15 protein-coding genes are annotated in these 16,258 nt (G+C 61.0%); 8 read left to right on the top strand and 7 right to left on the bottom strand.

Features of this window, described 5'->3' with window-relative positions; genetic code table 11:
* Positions 1-25: 25 nt before the first annotated feature.
* The gene (locus TU82_RS21160) at positions 26-583 is read right to left on the bottom strand and encodes an NADPH-dependent FMN reductase (protein WP_057725167.1); all 558 of its coding nucleotides are present in this window, start codon (positions 581-583) and stop codon (positions 26-28) included.
* A 227-nt stretch (positions 584-810) separates the two neighbouring features.
* Between TU82_RS21160 and TU82_RS21155 the strand changes: the two genes are divergently transcribed.
* Positions 811-1,047: a hypothetical protein gene (locus tag TU82_RS21155; RefSeq protein ID WP_057725166.1), complete on the top strand. Its 237-nt coding sequence runs from the start codon at positions 811-813 to the stop codon at positions 1,045-1,047.
* A 49-nt stretch (positions 1,048-1,096) separates the two neighbouring features.
* Here the strand turns inward: TU82_RS21155 and TU82_RS21150 are convergent, their stop codons facing one another.
* The gene (locus TU82_RS21150; protein ID WP_057725289.1) at positions 1,097-1,435 is read right to left on the bottom strand and encodes a hypothetical protein; all 339 of its coding nucleotides are present in this window, start codon (positions 1,433-1,435) and stop codon (positions 1,097-1,099) included.
* A gap of 182 nt (positions 1,436-1,617) precedes the next feature.
* Here TU82_RS21150 and TU82_RS21145 point away from each other — a divergent pair, with 182 nt between their 5' ends.
* Positions 1,618-2,526 (top strand): LysR substrate-binding domain-containing protein, encoded by a 909-nt coding sequence (locus TU82_RS21145; protein WP_057725165.1) that lies wholly within the window; start codon positions 1,618-1,620, stop codon positions 2,524-2,526.
* 8 nt (positions 2,527-2,534) lie between these two features.
* On the opposite strand, the gene TU82_RS21140 is transcribed toward TU82_RS21145, so the two are convergent.
* The 5 genes from TU82_RS21140 to TU82_RS21120 all read right to left on the bottom strand — a co-directional run bounded on the left by TU82_RS21140 (position 2,535) and on the right by TU82_RS21120 (position 7,546).
* Positions 2,535-3,116: a GNAT family N-acetyltransferase gene (locus TU82_RS21140; protein ID WP_057725164.1), complete on the bottom strand. Its 582-nt coding sequence runs from the start codon at positions 3,114-3,116 to the stop codon at positions 2,535-2,537.
* An 8-nt stretch (positions 3,117-3,124) separates the two neighbouring features.
* Positions 3,125-5,380 (bottom strand): Orn/Lys/Arg family decarboxylase, encoded by a 2,256-nt coding sequence (locus tag TU82_RS21135; protein ID WP_057725163.1) that lies wholly within the window; start codon positions 5,378-5,380, stop codon positions 3,125-3,127.
* A gap of 116 nt (positions 5,381-5,496) precedes the next feature.
* On the bottom strand, positions 5,497-6,237 hold the full coding sequence (gene dnaQ, locus TU82_RS21130; RefSeq protein WP_169794969.1) for a DNA polymerase III subunit epsilon: 741 nt from the start codon (positions 6,235-6,237) through the stop codon (positions 5,497-5,499).
* Between the two features lie 67 nt (positions 6,238-6,304).
* The gene (gene rnhA, locus TU82_RS21125) at positions 6,305-6,757 is read right to left on the bottom strand and encodes a ribonuclease HI (protein WP_057725161.1); all 453 of its coding nucleotides are present in this window, start codon (positions 6,755-6,757) and stop codon (positions 6,305-6,307) included.
* A gap of 30 nt (positions 6,758-6,787) precedes the next feature.
* On the bottom strand, positions 6,788-7,546 hold the full coding sequence (locus TU82_RS21120; RefSeq protein WP_057725160.1) for a class I SAM-dependent methyltransferase: 759 nt from the start codon (positions 7,544-7,546) through the stop codon (positions 6,788-6,790).
* Between the two features lie 65 nt (positions 7,547-7,611).
* On the opposite strand from TU82_RS21120, the gene gloB reads away from it, so the two are divergent.
* The 6 genes from gloB to TU82_RS21090 all read left to right on the top strand — a co-directional run bounded on the left by gloB (position 7,612) and on the right by TU82_RS21090 (position 16,257).
* Positions 7,612-8,379: a hydroxyacylglutathione hydrolase gene (gene gloB / locus TU82_RS21115; protein WP_057725159.1), complete on the top strand. Its 768-nt coding sequence runs from the start codon at positions 7,612-7,614 to the stop codon at positions 8,377-8,379.
* Between the two features lie 98 nt (positions 8,380-8,477).
* Positions 8,478-9,878, top strand: a complete 1,401-nt coding sequence (locus TU82_RS21110; RefSeq protein WP_057725158.1) for a transglycosylase SLT domain-containing protein — start codon at positions 8,478-8,480, stop codon at positions 9,876-9,878.
* Positions 9,879-10,494: 616 nt separating this feature from the next.
* Entirely contained in the window at positions 10,495-12,324 is a 1,830-nt protein-coding gene (locus TU82_RS21105) for an extracellular solute-binding protein (RefSeq protein ID WP_057725157.1), read from the top strand.
* Positions 12,321-14,159 carry an extracellular solute-binding protein gene (locus TU82_RS21100; RefSeq protein ID WP_057725156.1) on the top strand — a complete coding sequence of 613 codons (1,839 nt, stop codon included), beginning with the start codon at positions 12,321-12,323 and terminating at the stop codon, positions 14,157-14,159. The genes TU82_RS21105 and TU82_RS21100 overlap by 4 nt, the downstream gene beginning before the upstream one ends.
* A complete protein-coding gene (locus TU82_RS21095) occupies positions 14,160-15,236 on the top strand; it encodes a microcin C ABC transporter permease YejB (protein WP_057725155.1) in 1,077 nt (358 codons plus the stop codon).
* Position 15,237: 1 nt separating this feature from the next.
* Positions 15,238-16,257: an ABC transporter permease gene (locus tag TU82_RS21090; RefSeq protein ID WP_057725154.1), complete on the top strand. Its 1,020-nt coding sequence runs from the start codon at positions 15,238-15,240 to the stop codon at positions 16,255-16,257.
* Position 16,258 lies beyond the last annotated feature (1 nt).

Genomic DNA, 16,258 nt, shown 5'->3' with positions numbered 1-16,258 from the left:
AGCTGGCTCCCTCCACGCTATCCATTCAGCCCTTCAGTTTTTCGACCCATTTGCCGTAGGCGTCGATGAATGACTGCAGGAATGGCCTGGTCTTCTCGGACAGCTTGCCCGCCTCATCGAACACACTGCCCGCTCCGCCCAGGTAGGCTTCCGGCATCTGCATGCACCACACGTCTAGAAACACCAGGGACTGGCGCAGGTGGTGGTTGGCGCCAAAGCCACCCATGGCGCCTGGCGACACGCTGATGATCGCCCCAGGCTTGCCGCCCCACACACTCTGCCCATAAGGGCGGGACCCCACGTCGATGGCATTCTTCAACGGCGCAGGCACGGAACGGTTGTATTCGGGCGTGACGAACAGCACCGCGTCGGATGAACTCACCTGTTGACGGAAAGTGCTGTAGGCTTGCGGCGCGGCTGCACCCTCTATGTCCTCGTTGTAGAGCGGCAAATCGCCAATTTCCACAATGTTCAGCTTCAGGTTGGCAGGGGCCAGTTCGGCCAGGGCCAAGGCGACCTTGCGGTTGATCGAGTCTTTTCTCAAGCTGCCGACCAGGACGGCAATCGTGTAGACCTTGCTCATTGAGGTTTCCCCGATGTCTGACTAAAGGAGCCTGTAGTTATAGAGATTTCACCGCGCGCGCACCAGCAGGTTTTGAGAATGCCGCAAAAGTTGCAGCGCAGCCCCAAGCGTGGGAAACGTCTGAAATTTTAAACGAATAGTATTTTTTTCTTATAGGTAAACTACCCCGCTCCCTGACGGTCTACAGACCCGCAAATCGAGTGTTTATCTCCAGAGGTTCTAAACAGATGGCAGCAGTACTAGTCGGACAGTTTCATGCCAGAGACGCGGAAGGCCGCGTATATTCGGTGCATGAGTTCCAGGAATCCGAACCGGCGCAAGGCGACCTGGCGGGCTCGGCGCCTGCCATCACCTACAAGCTGGCCATTGGCGATCGGGTGGAAAAGCTCGAGGGTGATGAGTTCAGATTGATTCAGTCGGGCACGATCCTCGTACGCGAATCGAAGACCACCCTCGCCTCATAAGATTTAGCCTTAAATACCTGCCCAGTCCTGGCGACTGGGCTGGGGATGCTCACGGGCCGCGGATTTGCGTCACTTCAATGCCCTGCTCGCCCCGCTTGAGCGTCACCACCACCTGCCCTCTCTCTCCCTCAACCGCATACATCGAGCGCGTGTAGCCCGACCGGTCGTAAGCGGGATAGGCCTGCACCTGCCTGATCAACGTGATACCGAGCACCGCGCCCACCTGCTCGCCGACCTGTTCCTGGGAGCGGATAAACGCTTCAAGCTCGAGGTTTTCCGGCGCTTGTTCAGTGTGATTGTTCAAGAAGTAAGCCGCCATGCATCCCACGGTCACCAGCACCAGGAGTTGCTTGGCCGTTACCCCGAAGAGCGTCGAGGGTAGAGGCATTTGAGACCAGACCTGTTTTTGTTGTAAGTACCGGGTTGCCGGCATTGGTCGTTGCTGATCAGACACAGCATTCTAGTAGGGTCGTGGCGCAACGCCATAGGCAGGGGCGACGCGCGCAGTCTTTTTTGCGCACACAGGCCTGCGCCATTGAATCCCCAACGCGCTGCACATAGACTCCGGCCATGCGTTTACGTCATATCGAAGTGATTCAGGCCATCTTGCAGACCGGACACCCAGGCCTGGCCGCCGAGTGGTTGCAACTCTCCGTGGGCGAGGTGGACGCCACCCTCAGGGATGCCGAGCTGCAACTGGGCTTCATGTTGTTTGCCAGTGTGCGCGGGCGCCTGCAAGCGACCCGTGAAACCCTGGAGCTGCAGCCGCAAATCGCCCACCTGTACGAAGCGCTGGAGCCAATACAGCGTCTGGCCAACCGTTTGAAGCACCATCACGCGCCAACTTTGCGCGTGCTGTGCACCCCGCCGCTGGCTAACCAACTGTTGCCCCACAGCATCGCCCTGCTGCGCCGACGGTTCCAGGACACGCCGTGTAACCTGTCGAGCCAACCGACCCGGGAAATCGTGCGCAGCCTGTTGCTGCATGAAACCGATGTGGGCCTGAGCCTGCACGATCCGGAACACCCGCACATTCAGAGCAGCGTACTGGCCCAGGGCAAACTGCAATTGCTCGCGCCCCATGGCTGGCTCAAACCCAGGCAGAAGTACATCGCACTGCAGGATCTGGCGGGACAGTCGATGATTGGGCTGGAGGGCCGGGACCCGCTGAGCCGCCTGCTGGACGCCAAGCTGCAAGCCTTGCGCCCGCTGCCGGTGGTGCAGACGCGGGTGCAGACGTATCAGATGATGCGCAGCATGGTCGAAGCCGGCGAAGGCCTGGCGGTTGTCGACCCGTTCACCGCCTGCGGTGCACGGGACGCGGGGCTGGATGTGTGCCCGATTTCACCACCGATCAGTGTCAACCTGTATGCGCTGACCCTGCACGGCGGGGCCGCGTCACCGGCCCTGAGCGCACTGCTGGAGATCGTGACCCAGAAGGCCGAAAACCTGCTGTGCAACGACATGAAACCGCAGTAGGCGCGGTCTCAGACCGCGTTGACTTCCGTCTTGAACAGCCGATACCAGAAAATCGCCACTTCACGGGTCTGCGGGTCGATCCCGCGATAGCGCAGTTGATCGATGCCTCCCATTACATAGCCGCTACGCTCATACAGGCGACAGGCACCGAGGTTGTTGTTCTGGGTTTCGAGCATCATGCCCGGCAGGTTTTTCTTGCGGGCCCAGAACTGCGCCACATCCAACAGCGCCTTGGCGACACCGTGGCGCCGCGCAGGCAGCGCCACCGCCAGCTCGTCAACATGGGCAAAGCCGTTCCAGTTGGTACTGACCACGACGTGCCCGACTGCGCGATCATCCAGATAGGCCATGAAGATCGCGCTGTCGGGCGCGTTGCGAAAACTGGCGAATTCTTCCGGGTCGATGCCGTAGCACTTGCGGTACGGCAGGATGCGCTCCACCGGCCACTGATCGACCCGCTTGTCCATCTGCGGCACCCCATAGGCGCTGACCTCGAAACTGAAGTCATTGCCCCATACATAAGCGTCGAAGCCCTCATCGGCGACTCGCACACTGAGCCCTGGATACTTCGGGTTCATGACAGCTTGCATAACGTTCCTTAACCTTTGATGCAATCGACAGTGTAACAACGACCACTGCCGTCATCTTCATGTTGCAGCCCATGCACATCTGCGACAAAGCCGGGGAAACTGCTATCGAACGTGCGGGCGAACGCCAGGTAATCGACGATCGAACGCGTTGACTCGGTAAAGCGCTCCCCCGGCATGATCAACGGAATACCCGGCGGATAGGGCACCAGCATCACGGCTGCGATGCGTCCTGGCAAGGCATCGATGGACACCGCCTCCACTTCACCCCTGACCAACTGGTCGTAGGCGTCGGCCGGCTTCATCGCGATTTCCGGCAATACCGTGTACATGCGTTTGAGATGCCTGGCCGTCGCGTTGCTGCGATAACAACTGTGCAACTGGTCGCACAGGTCTCGCAACCCCAGGCCTTGATAGCGTACCGGGCCATGGGCATATACCGAAGGCAGGCAACTGGCCAGGCTGGCATTCCCGTCATAACTGCGCTTGAATTCCAGCAACTCGGTGAGCAAGGTACTCCATTTGCCTTTGGTGATGCCCATCGAGAACAACACCAGAAAAGAATACAGCCCGGTCTTCTCCACCACCAGGCCGCGCTCCCAGAGAAACTTGCTGACCACAGCGGCGGGAATCCCGCAATCGCTCAAGGCGCCGCCGGCGTTGAGGCCGGGCATCACCAGCGTGACTTTGATCGGGTCCAGCAGTACATAATCTTCAGCCACGTCGCCGAAACCATGCCAGTCGTCCTGGGGGTGCAACAGCCAGTCGGCCGTGGCGACCCGGTCGATACCGGCCACCGAGGGCGGTTGCCAGATGGAAAACCACCAGTCATCGGCGGCGATATGCTGACGCAGATTGGCCAGCGCACGCCGGAAACTCAGGGCCTCGTCAAACATTTCCTGCAACAGCGAGCGACCCGCCGGGCCTTCCATCATCGCCGACGCCACGTCCAGGGAGGCGATGATGCTGTATTGCGGCGACGTGGAGATATGCATCATGAACGCTTCGTTGAAGCGGTCGCGGTCCAGCTGCCGCGCGCCGCCGTCCTGCACATGGATCATCGACGCCTGACTGAATGCCGCCAGCAACTTGTGGGTGGAGTGCGTGGTGAACACCAGTGGGCTGTCCGGCGTACGCAACGTGCCCATGCCATAGCGTCCGGCGAAAAACTCGTGGAACGCGGCGTAGGCATACCAGGCCTCATCGAAGTGCAGCACCTCCACGCTGTTGCCCAATTGCTGCTTGATCAGCTCGGCGTTGTAGCACAGGCCGTCGTAGGTGGAATTGGTCACCACCGCCAGCTTTACTTTCGCCGGGCGGCCACGCGCCAGTGGGCTGGCAGCGATCTTGGCGCGGATCGATTCGGGACTGAATTCACTCAAGGGGATCGGGCCGATGATCCCCAGTTCGTTACGTTCCGGGCACAGGTACAACGGGATCGCGCCGGTCATGATGATCGAATGCAGCACCGACTTGTGGCAATTGCGATCGACCAATACCAGATCGTCGCGGGCCACCATGGAATGCCAGACAATCTTGTTGGCGGTGGAAGTGCCGTTGATCACAAAGAACGTATGGTCGGCGCCGAAATTGCGCGCGGCACGGGCTTCGGCTTCGGCCAGGGGCCCGGTGTGATCGAGCAGCGAGCCCAGTTCGGGCACGGAAACAGACAGGTCCGAGCGCAGGGTATTTTCCCCGAAGAACTGATGAAACGCCTGCCCCACCGGGCTTTTGCGATACGCCACGCCACCGCCATGGCCCGGGGTATGCCATGAGTAATTGGAGTCAGCGGTGTGTTGCACCAGGGCCTTGAAGAACGGCGGCAGCAGGCCATCGAGGTAGGTGCGCGCAGCGCGGGCGACCTGGCGCGCCAGAAACGGTACGGTGTCTTCGAACAGGTACAGGATGCCGCGCAGTTGGTTGAGTTCGCTCATGGCATCAGCCGGGGCGTTTTCCAGGGTGACTTGCTCGCCCAGGGCGAAGATCGGCAGGTTGGGCGCCCTCACTCGCGCCAGGCGGATCAGCTCGACCATGTTTTGCAGCAAGTGGGTGTTTTCCCCGGCGCCTTCCGCTGCGATCAGCATGCACGCCAGGCCATGGTGGGTCGACGCCACCAACCGCCCTTCGGCGTAGTCCACCGCAGAAAAGATACTGAAGCCCTCCTGCTCCAACTCCCTGGCGATGCCTCGAACCCGGTCACCGGCAACGGTGTCGGCCTTGATGTCACGGTGCACGATAAGGACGGGAAACTTCAGGTCTTTGTACATGAGCGCGCCTACGCCTGAGGGCTTGTACTCAGGGTAGAAGCTGGAAGTGAATGTGGCGAATGAAGATTGCTGATCGTTCCCACGCAGAGCGTGGGAACGATCGCAGGGCGCCAGGATTATTGTTGGGTCAACTGAGTCCACAACGCCGGCGCGCCCGCCGCCTTGGCAATCGCTTCGAGCCGCACGACGTGCTCGGCCAGATCCTGCTCGCTGGCACGGATGACCGGCGTGGGCCTGCGGTCAGCCGGCAGGCGACGGATCTCCGAGGGGCGATTGCCCGAGCCTTCCGCCGAACCGCTGCCATCGGTTGCATTACCGGCCAACGACAGGCTGGTCTGCCCACCGGTCATGGTCAGGTAAACGTCAGCCAGGATTTCGGAGTCGAGCAAGGCGCCGTGCAGTTCACGCCCGGAGTTGTCGACGCCATAACGCTTGCACAAGGCATCCAGGCTGTTGCGTTGGCCGGGGTGACGCTCGCGGGCCATCATCAGGGTGTCGAGGATCGAGCAATGCCGGGAAATATCCGCTCGGTCCGTCTGCCCCATCAAGGCAAATTCGTTATTGATGAAGCCGACGTCGAACGCCGCGTTATGGATGATCAGTTGGGCGCCGTTGATGAACTCGAAAAATTCATCGGCCACTTCGGCAAAGCGCGGCTTGCCCTTGAGGAATTCGTCGGTAATGCCGTGGACGCCGATCGCGCCTTCGTCACTGTCGCGGTCCGGTTGCAGGTAGACGTGGAAGTGACGGCCGGTCAGGCGGCGACCCATGAGTTCGACACAGCCGATTTCGATGATCCGGTGACCATCGGTCACCGGCATGCCGGTGGTTTCGGTATCGAGTACAACGGATCGGATGGCCATCAGGGTTCAGCTCTCAACGGTGTGTAGGTCAAAGGGCGCGATGTTAACACGTCGGCCGGCCTCAGCTCTGCTTGTAGCCGCGCACTTCATCCACGCCACGGTTGGCCAGTTGGTCGGCGCGCTCGTTGCCTGGATGGCCGATATGCCCACGCACCCATTTCCAGGTGATGTCATGGCGGTTGCACTGCTCGTCGAGCAATTGCCACAGGTCGGCATTCTTGACCGGTTCCTTGGACGCCGTTTTCCAACCGCGCTTCTTCCAGTTGACCATCCACTCGTTAATGCCCTTCATCACATATTGCGAATCGGTCACCAGCAGGACATTGCAGCGCCGCTTGAGCTCTTCGAGGCCGCGAATGGCGCCCATCAGCTCCATGCGGTTATTGGTGGTATTGGCTTCGCCGCCCCACAACTCCTTCTCCACGCCCTTGCACACCAGCAACGCGCCCCAGCCGCCGGGGCCGGGGTTGCCCTTGCAGGCGCCATCGGTGAAGAGTTCTACACTATCGGTCATCGGTTATTCGGCCTGAATCAAAAAGAGGTTTTACGGTTGGCGTTGTTCGCGGTTGACCTTGGCCAGCGGCATCGGCACCAGCTTGCCGAGCGGTTCGCGGCGCACTTGCTGCACCGGCCGCAGCCCGACCGCGATCTTGCGCGCCACCAGTAAATAGAAGCCGCCACCCGACAGTTGCCAGGCCCCTGCGCGGCGTTCCCAGCCTGCAAGGCGGCCCTGCCACTTGGCGGACGCAAGCGGCGGACGATAGCACCCGAAGCGGCGTTTCTCCAGCGCGAAGCCCAGCAGGTTCAGCCAGTCGCCGACCCGTGAAGGCGCGATGCAGCGTGCCTGGCGCAGGCCGTCCTGGGCGAACAGGTGGCGCAGGCCCCAGCAGCTCCAGGGGTTGATGCCAACAATCAGCAAATGGCCACCTGGACGCACGCTGCTCGCGGCTTCGCGCAACAAACCGTGGGGAGACAGACAGAAATCCAGGCCGTGCTGCAACACCACCACATCGGCGGCGTGCTCGCTCAACGGCCAGGCCTGCTCCTCGCAGACGATTTCCACGCCCGGCAACGGCGCCCCCAGGCGCACATTGCGTTGTACCTGCGGTGCGCACGGGGGCGACTCGGCCGAGGGACCGTAATGCACAAGATAGCCACCAAAGAACCGGCCCAGCTCGTCGTCGAGCATGCGCCGTTCTTCATCCAGCAGAAATTGCCCCAGCGGCCCGGACAGCCATTCGCGGGCGGCACCGATCAGAGCCAGCCACTCGGGATCGGCCTGGGCGAACGCTTTATCAGTCATTGCATTCTCCAATTCGCCTAGACGTTCTAAGATGCACCAATGTGTTCAGCTTGGCGAATCGAAGAATGATACAGATCAGTGCCCTGCCCGCCTTCACCGATAACTACATCTGGTTGTTACAGGATGAGCAAACCCAACGTTGCGCCGTGGTCGACCCCGGTGACGCCGCGCCGGTGCTCACCTGGCTTGAGCAGCACCCGGCCTGGGTGCTCAGCGATATCCTGGTCACTCACCATCACCATGATCATGTCGGCGGCGTCGAGCAACTCAAGAAGCTGACGGGCGCCAAGGTCTACGGCCCCGCGAACGAAAACATCCCCGCACGGGACACCGGCTTGCAGGACAACGACCACATCACCGTGCTCGGCTGGGACTTTGCTGTGTACGAGGTGCCCGGCCACACACTCGGCCATATCGCTTATTACCATCAAGGCGTGTTGCTGTGTGGCGACACGCTGTTTGCCGCCGGTTGCGGTCGCCTGTTCGAAGGCACGCCGGAGCAGATGCATACCTCGCTCGAGCGCCTGGCCGCCCTGCCCGCCGACACCCTGGTGTACTGCACGCACGAATACACACAAAGTAACCTCAAGTTTGCCCAAGCCGTGGAACCGCACAATGCCGACATCGCTGAACGGGTGGAGCAGGTCGCCCAGTTGCGGGCCCGTGGCGAGATGACGCTGCCGTCCAATCTGGCGCTTGAAAAACGTACTAACCCTTTTCTGCGCACCTCTGAAACATCCGTTAAACAAAAAGCGGACGAACGGAATGGACGCGACAACCGCTCTGGGGCCGAGGTGTTTGCTAGCTTGAGGGCCTGGAAAGATAAGTTCTAAGCGGAAGCAATCTGATACGAAATTTCTGAATGGTTGACCGGAACCGAAGCGCTTTCTAGAATCGCCCGACATTTTTGCCCGGAACTTACTTCCAGCCAATGTCGTCATCTATTCGTAAATCCATTTCTTCAGACGCATTGACCCGCCTGGCTCAAGCCGTGGCGGTGGCCGTTTCCGCAACTCTGGCGGGCTGCCAATCGACTCATTACGCTGCACAATCCACCGTGCAACCCAAACCCAATCTTGCTGCCAAGATCAAGCAAAAACCTATCTGGCTCTCAGAGAAGCCCAGCCCCGAAGTGCCCCAGGATGTCTGGGAACGCATGCGTCGGGGCTTTCAATTGCAGGACGGCGTCGGCGTCAACCCACGCATCGAGCAACAGCGCCTGTGGTTCGCCAGCAACCCCTCCTTCCTGGAGAACGCCGGAGAACGCGGCAGCCTCTACATTCATTACATCGTCGAACGCCTTGAAGAACGCAACATGCCCCTGGAGCTGGCGCTGCTGCCGGTGATTGAAAGTGCCTACAACCCAATGGCCTATTCGCGCAGCGATGCGGTCGGCTTGTGGCAGTTCATCCCCTCCACCGGACGTTACTTCAACCTGCGCCAGACCCGCGCCTACGATGGCCGCCGCGACATCACCGCCTCCACCACCGCCGCCCTGGACTACCTGACCCGTCTGCATGACATGTTCAACGGCGACTGGCTGCTGGCCCTGGCGGCCTACAATGCGGGTGAAGGTACGGTCAGCCGGGCCATCGAGCGCAACGAAAAGCTCGGCCTGCCGACCGATTACTGGAACCTGCCGCTGCCCCAGGAAACCAAGGACTACGTGCCCAAATTCCTGGCGCTGTCCCAGGTGGTGCTGGCCCCCGAGGCCTACGGCGTCAACCTGAACCCGATCGCCAACACGCCATATTTCGAAGTGGTTGAAGTCAAGCAAAGCATGGACCTGTCCCGGGTCGCCGCGCTGGCGGAAATCGATGAAGACGAGCTGTTCCAGCTCAACCCGGCCCTGAAACAACGCACCACCCTGGATGGCCCCCAGCATCTGCTGGTACCCACCTCCAAGGCGCAACTGCTCACCAGCACCCTGTCGACGATGAAGCCCGAAGAGCTGTTGAGCATGCGTCCGAAAAAGCCGGTGTTCGACGAAGTCGAGACCAAGGCGGTTGCCGGGCGGACCCGCAGCTACAAGGTGCGCACCGGTGACAACCTCACGCTGATCGCCAAGGCCAACAAGGTCGATGTGCACGACCTGCAGCGCTGGAACAAGCTCAACGGCCAGGCCCTCAAGGTCGGCCAGACCCTGGTGATGCAGGACATGCGCAAAGCCGCCGCAGCAAAGCCGGTGCAGTACAAGGTCAAGAAAGGCGACTCGCTGTACATGGTCGCCAAGCGTTTCAACGTCGAGATGCAACACCTCAAGCGCTGGAACCCGCGTACCGGCCAGGCGTTGAAGCCCGGTCAGATGCTGGTGGTGTCGGGGCCACGATAAGGCCTCAAGCACACCGAAGAGCTAATGTGGGAGGGGGCTTGCCCCCGATTGCAGTGTGTCAGCTTGCGCATCTGTGTCTGGCTGAATGCTATCGGGGCATAGGTATCTACACAACGTTTCAGACCGTAGCAGCCGACGGTAACCACGATGCGAAGCGAGTCGCTCTTGATCTGCTTTTGATCTTGGGCGCCCCGTTAACCACGCTGGCCGAACGCAGGCTTGAATCCGTGGGTAACCCGGCAGGACGCCGGGTTAGCCGCACTGGGTCATGGATGGCCCATTGCGGCGGCCCACGGATTCAAGCCGGAGAGAGGGCACACCGAGCCTAAGCGAGGTGCCGAGTGGTGGGGCAAGAGCGTTTTGCTTACTTTTGACTGGGCCGGCATTCCGGCTTTTCAAAAGTGAGCCGCTGTAAAAGCGGAACCCATAGCAGCCGTTACCGCAGAAACGGATATGTACTCGGTCTGATCCAGCATCTTGGTCGGCCCTATGGTCGCCATCGGGGGCAAGCCCCCTCCCACATTGATCTCCATCGTCCCAACTGGCTTTTTCCATCCGGAACAAGCTGTTACTGTACCGATCATAAAGCCCAAGCCGCCCGGATCGGAACTCTGACTTGAAGCGTCCCCTCCTTCTACTAATAAGTCTGGCCTTGAGCTTTGCGGCGAACGCGACGATTACCGAGAGCCACGGTTACGCGCAGTTCGGCACGCTCAAGTACCCGGCCAAATTCACCCACTACGATTGGGTAAACCCTGCAGCGCCCAAAGGCGGCACGCTGCGGGTGATGGCCTTTGGCACGTTCGACACCCTCAATCCTTATACCTTCAAGGGCACCAGCCCGGTTTCCACGGCAAACTTCCTGCAGTATGGCGTCAATGAGCTGAACGAACCGCTGATGGTCGGCACCGGCCAGTACGCCACGTCCGGCGATGAACCTACGTCCAGCTACGGCCTGATTGCCCAATCGGTGGAGTACAGCGAGGACCGCAGCTGGGTGGTGTTCAACCTGCGCCACGAGGCGCGCTTTCACGATGGCACGCCGATTACCGCCGATGACGTGGCATTTTCCTATCGCACCTTGCTCACCGAAGGCCACCCGCAATACCGCACCAACCTGCAGGAAGTGGCGCGGGTCGATGTGCTCAATCGCCATCGCATACGCTTTGTCTTCAAGCGCGCAGGCAACCCGCTGCTGATCCTGCGCCTGGGTGAGCTGCCGGTGCTGCCCCAGCATTACTGGAAGAATCGCGACTTCAAGGCCACCACCTTCGAACCGCCGCTGGGCAGCGGGCCGTACCGCATCAGCAAGGTCACCCCTGGCCGCCAGCTGGTGTTCGAACGGGTCAAGGATTACTGGGGCAAGGACCTGCCGGTCAACCAGGGGCTGTATAACTACAACAAGGTCGAGGTGGAGTTCTACCGCGACAGCGACGTCGCCTTTGAAGCCTTCAAGGCGGGCGAATTCGACATTTACATCGAGCACCAGGCCAAGAACTGGGTCACCGGCTACCACTTTCCTGCGGTGAATCGCGGCGAGGTCATCAAGGCGCAGATCGCCCACCGGATCCCCACCCAGAGCCAGGGCCTGTTCATGAACACTCGGCGACCGGCCTTCAGCCAGACAAAAGTGCGCGAAGCCCTGGGGTTGATGTTCGACTTCGAATGGACCAACCGCACCCTGTTCAGCAACGCCTACAAACGCGCCTTGAGCTACTACCCCAACAGCGAGTTCTCGGCCACGGGCGTCCCGGTCGGCCACGAGTGGCTGATGCTCTCGCCCTATCGCGAGCAACTGCCGGTCAATCTGTTGACCCAAGCCTTCAACCTGCCGCAGACCGACGGTCGCGGCATCCCGCGCGAAACCCTGCGCCACGCCCTGGCCCTGCTTGGCGAGGCCGGCTGGAAGCTGTCCGGCCAACGCCTGCTGAACAAGGACGGGCAACCGCTGCGCCTGGAAATCCTGCTGGTCAACCCGAACCTGGAGCGCATCCTGCAGCCCTATGTCGAGAACCTGATCAGCATTGGCATCGACGCGCGCCTGCGCACCGTCGACCGCGCACAGTACAAGCAGCGCCTGGATCAGTTCGACTTCGACATGGTCCTGATCACGCTCAACCAGACCCTCAGCCCCGGGCTGGAACAATGGCAGTACTTCCACTCCAGTCAGGCCACCATCAAGGGCAGCAAGAATTACGCGGGCATCGCCAACCCCGTGGTCGATCACCTGCTCGAACAACTGCTCGCGGCAAAGACCCGCGAAGAACAACTGGCCGCCGGTCGCGCCCTGGACCGGGTGCTGCTCTGGCAGCATTACAGCATTCCCAACTGGTACCTCAACTATCATCGCCTGGCGTACCGCAACCGGTTCGCCTTCGTCACCACGCCGCCCTACAGCCTGGGCTTGAGCGCGTGGTGGCTGAAAGCTTCGGAGAAAGCCCAATGATGTCCTTGCGCAGTACTGTATTGGCCGGCCTGTTGCTGTGCGGCGCGGTCCAGGCCGCCCCGCAACATGCGTTGACGCTCTATAACGAGCCCCCCAAGTACCCCGCCGACTTCAAGCACTTCGACTATGTGAACCCCGACGCCCCCAAAGGAGGTACCTTTCGCGAATCGGCCATGGGCGGCTTCGACAGTCTCAACCCCTACATCAGCAAAGGCGTGCCGGCGGACAATCTACCGCTGATCTACGACACCCTGGCCATGCAGAGCCTGGATGAGCCCATCACCGAATATGGCCTGGTGGCCGGCAAGATCGAGAAGGCCCCGGATAACAGTTGGGTGCGCTTCTACCTGCGCCCCGAGGCACGCTTCCATGACGGCCATCCGATCCGCGCCGAAGACGTGGTGTTTACCTTCCAGACCCTGATCAAGGACGGCACCCCGCTCTACCGCACCTACTACGCCGACGTGGATGAAGTGATCGCCGAAGACCCGCTTCGGGTGCTGTTCAAGTTCAAGCGCACCAACAACCGTGAGCTGCCACTGATCCTCGGGCAATTGCCGGTGCTGCCCAAGCACTGGTGGGCCAGCCGCGACTTTTCCAAAGGCAATCTTGAAATACCGCTGGGCAGCGGCCCGTACAAGGTGGCCGAGGTCAAGGCCGGGCGCATGATTCGCTACGAGCGGGTCAAGGACTACTGGGCCAAGGACCTGCCGGTGGCCAAGGGTTTCTATAACTTCGATAACCGTATCACCGATTATTACCGCGACAGCACGGTGTCCCTGGAAGCACTGAAAGCCGGGCAGTTTGACTACTGGCTGGAGTTCAGCGCGAAAAACTGGGCCAACGCCTACAACATTCCGGCGGTGGCCCAGGGCCGCTTGATCAAGGAAGAAATCCCCAACGGCAACCCCACCGGGATGCAGGGTTTCGTGTTCAACACGCGCAAACCGATGTTCCAGGACGTACGGGTGCGCAAGGCCATCAGCCTGTTGCTGGATTTCGAATGGAGCAACAAACAGTTGTTCAACGGCGCCTACACCCGCACCCGCAGTTACTTCGAGAACTCGGAAATGGCCGCCACCGGCTTGCCCGGCCCGGATGAACTGGCCATTCTTGAACCGCTGCGCGACAAGATCCCCGCCGACGTCTTCACCCAGGCCTTCGAGCCGTCCAGAACCGACGGCAGCGGCATGATCCGGGCGCAGCAGCGCCAGGCCTATCAGTTGCTGCAGGAGGCCGGCTGGAAAATCGTCGACGACAAAATGGTCGACACCACCGGCAAACCGGTGACCATCGAGTTCCTGCTGGCCCAGACCGAGTTCGAGCGAATCCTGTTGCCGTTCAAGCGCAACCTGGCCGACCTGGGCATCGACCTGGTGATTCGCCGGGTCGACGTGTCGCAGTTCGTCAACCGCCTGCGCTCGCGGGATTTCGACATGCTGGTGGGCAGCTTTCCGCAATCCACTTCACCGGGTAACGAGCAGCGCGAGTTCTGGAAATCGTCCAGCGCCGACAAACCGGGCAGCCGCAACTACATGGGGCTCAAGGACCCCGCCGTGGACCAACTGGTCGAGCAACTGATCGACGCCGACTCGCGCAAAAGCCTGATCGCCCACGCCAGGGCCCTGGATCGCGTGCTGCAGTTTGGCTACTACGTGATCCCCAACTGGCACATCAAGACCTTCCGCGTGGCGTACTGGGACCACCTCGGCCACCCGAACGTCTCGCCGCGCTATGACGTCGGCACCGCCACCTGGTGGGCCAAACCCGACGTCAAACCGGCCGTTCCCCTGGACACCACACAAAGCGCCGAAGCGGCGAGCGGAGGCGATTGAATGCTGGCCTACATTGTTCGTCGCCTATTGCTGATCATCCCTACGCTGTTCGGGATCCTGCTGATCAACTTCGTGATCATCCAGGCCGCCCCAGGGGGCCCGGTGGAACAGATGATCGCCAAGCTTGAAGGCTTTGACGGCGCCACCAGCCGCATTGCCGGCGGCGGCGCCGAAGTCTCGGTGGCCGGCTCCAGCAGCTACCGTGGCGCCCAGGGCCTGGACCCGGCGCTGATCAAGGAAATCGAGAAAATGTACGGCTTCGACAAGTCCGCGCCGGAACGCTTGTGGATTATGGTCAAGAACTACGCCCGACTGGATTTCGGCGACAGTTTTTTCCGTGACGCCAAGGTCATCGACCTGATCAAGGAGAAGATGCCGGTCTCCATCTCTCTCGGGTTGTGGAGCACCCTGATCATGTACCTGGTGTCGATCCCCCTGGGCATCGCCAAGGCCACGCGCCACGGCAGTCACTTCGACGTGTGGACCAGCTCGGCAATCATCGTCGGCTATGCGATCCCTGCGTTCCTGTTCGCTATCCTGCTGATCGTGGTGTTTGCCGGCGGCAGTTACCTGGACTGGTTCCCCTTGCGCGGACTCACGTCCAACAACTTCGACGAATTGAGCTGGGGCGGCAAAATTCTCGATTACTTCTGGCACCTGGCCCTGCCCGTGACCGCCCTGGTGATCGGCAACTTCGCCACCATGACCCTGCTGACCAAGAACAGCTTTCTCGACGAGATCAACAAACAGTACGTGGTCACCGCCAAGGCCAAGGGCCTGACCAACCACCGCGTGCTCTACGGCCATGTGTTTCGCAATGCGATGCTGCTGGTGATCGCCGGTTTCCCCTCGGCCTTTATCGGTATTTTCTTTACCGGTTCCCTGCTGGTGGAAGTGATCTTCTCCCTCGACGGCCTCGGCCTGATGAGCTTTGAGGCGGCGATCAATCGTGACTACCCGGTGGTGTTCGGTACGCTGTTTATCTTCACCCTGCTGGGGCTGATCGTGAAACTGATCGGCGACCTCACCTACACCCTGGTCGATCCGCGTATCGACTTCGCCAGCCGGGAGCATTGAGATGAACCTGTCCCCCCTCAATCGCCGCCGGTTCGAGCGGTTCAAGGCCAACAAGCGTGGCTGGTGGTCGCTGTGGCTGTTCCTGATCCTGTTCGTGATGAGCCTGGGCGCCGAATTGATCGCCAACGACAAGCCGCTGGCCGTGCACTTCGACGGCGACTGGTATTTCCCGGCGCTCAAGCGCTACCCGGAGACCACCTTCGGCGGCGAGTTCCCACTGGAAGCCAACTACAAGAGCCCGTATATCCAGGAACTGCTCAAGGCCAAGGATGCCTGGACCTTGTGGGCACCGATCCCGTTCAGCTACCAGAGCATCAACTACGACCTGAAGGTGCCGGCGCCCGCGCCACCGTCGGGCGTCAATCTGCTGGGCACCGATGACCAGGGCCGCGATGTCCTGGCGCGGGTCATCTATGGGTTTCGCGTGTCGGTGCTGTTCGCGCTGACGCTGACCGTGCTCAGCTCGATCATCGGCGTGATCGCAGGTGCCCTGCAGGGGTTCTATGGCGGCTGGGTGGACCTGGCCGGGCAACGCTTCCTGGAGATCTGGTCCGGGTTGCCGGTGCTGTACCTGCTGATCATTCTTGCCAGTTTCGTGCAGCCCAACTTCTGGTGGCTTTTGGGCATCATGCTGCTGTTCTCGTGGATGAGCCTGGTGGACGTGGTACGCGCCGAGTTCCTGCGCGGGCGCAACCTCGAGTACGTGCGCGCGGCCCGTGCACTGGGCATGCAGAACGGCGCGATCATGTTCCGCCATATCCTGCCCAACGCGATGGTCTCGACCATGACCTTCATGCCGTTCATCCTCACGGGCGCCATCGGCACCCTCACCGCCCTGGACTTCCTGGGTTTCGGCCTGCCGGCCGGCTCGCCGTCACTGGGCGAACTGGTGGCCCAGGGCAAATCCAACCTGCAGGCGCCGTGGCTGGGCATGAGTGCGTTCGCCGTGCTGGCGATCATGTTGAGCCTGCTGGTATTTATCGGCGAGTCCGCTCGTGACGCCTTCGACCCGAGGAAATGAG

Source organism: Pseudomonas orientalis (assembly GCF_001439815.1).
Lineage (GTDB): Bacteria > Pseudomonadota > Gammaproteobacteria > Pseudomonadales > Pseudomonadaceae > Aquipseudomonas > Aquipseudomonas orientalis.
Note: the sequence above shows the minus strand (reverse complement) of the source record. Positions and strands in the feature narration are given on the sequence as shown.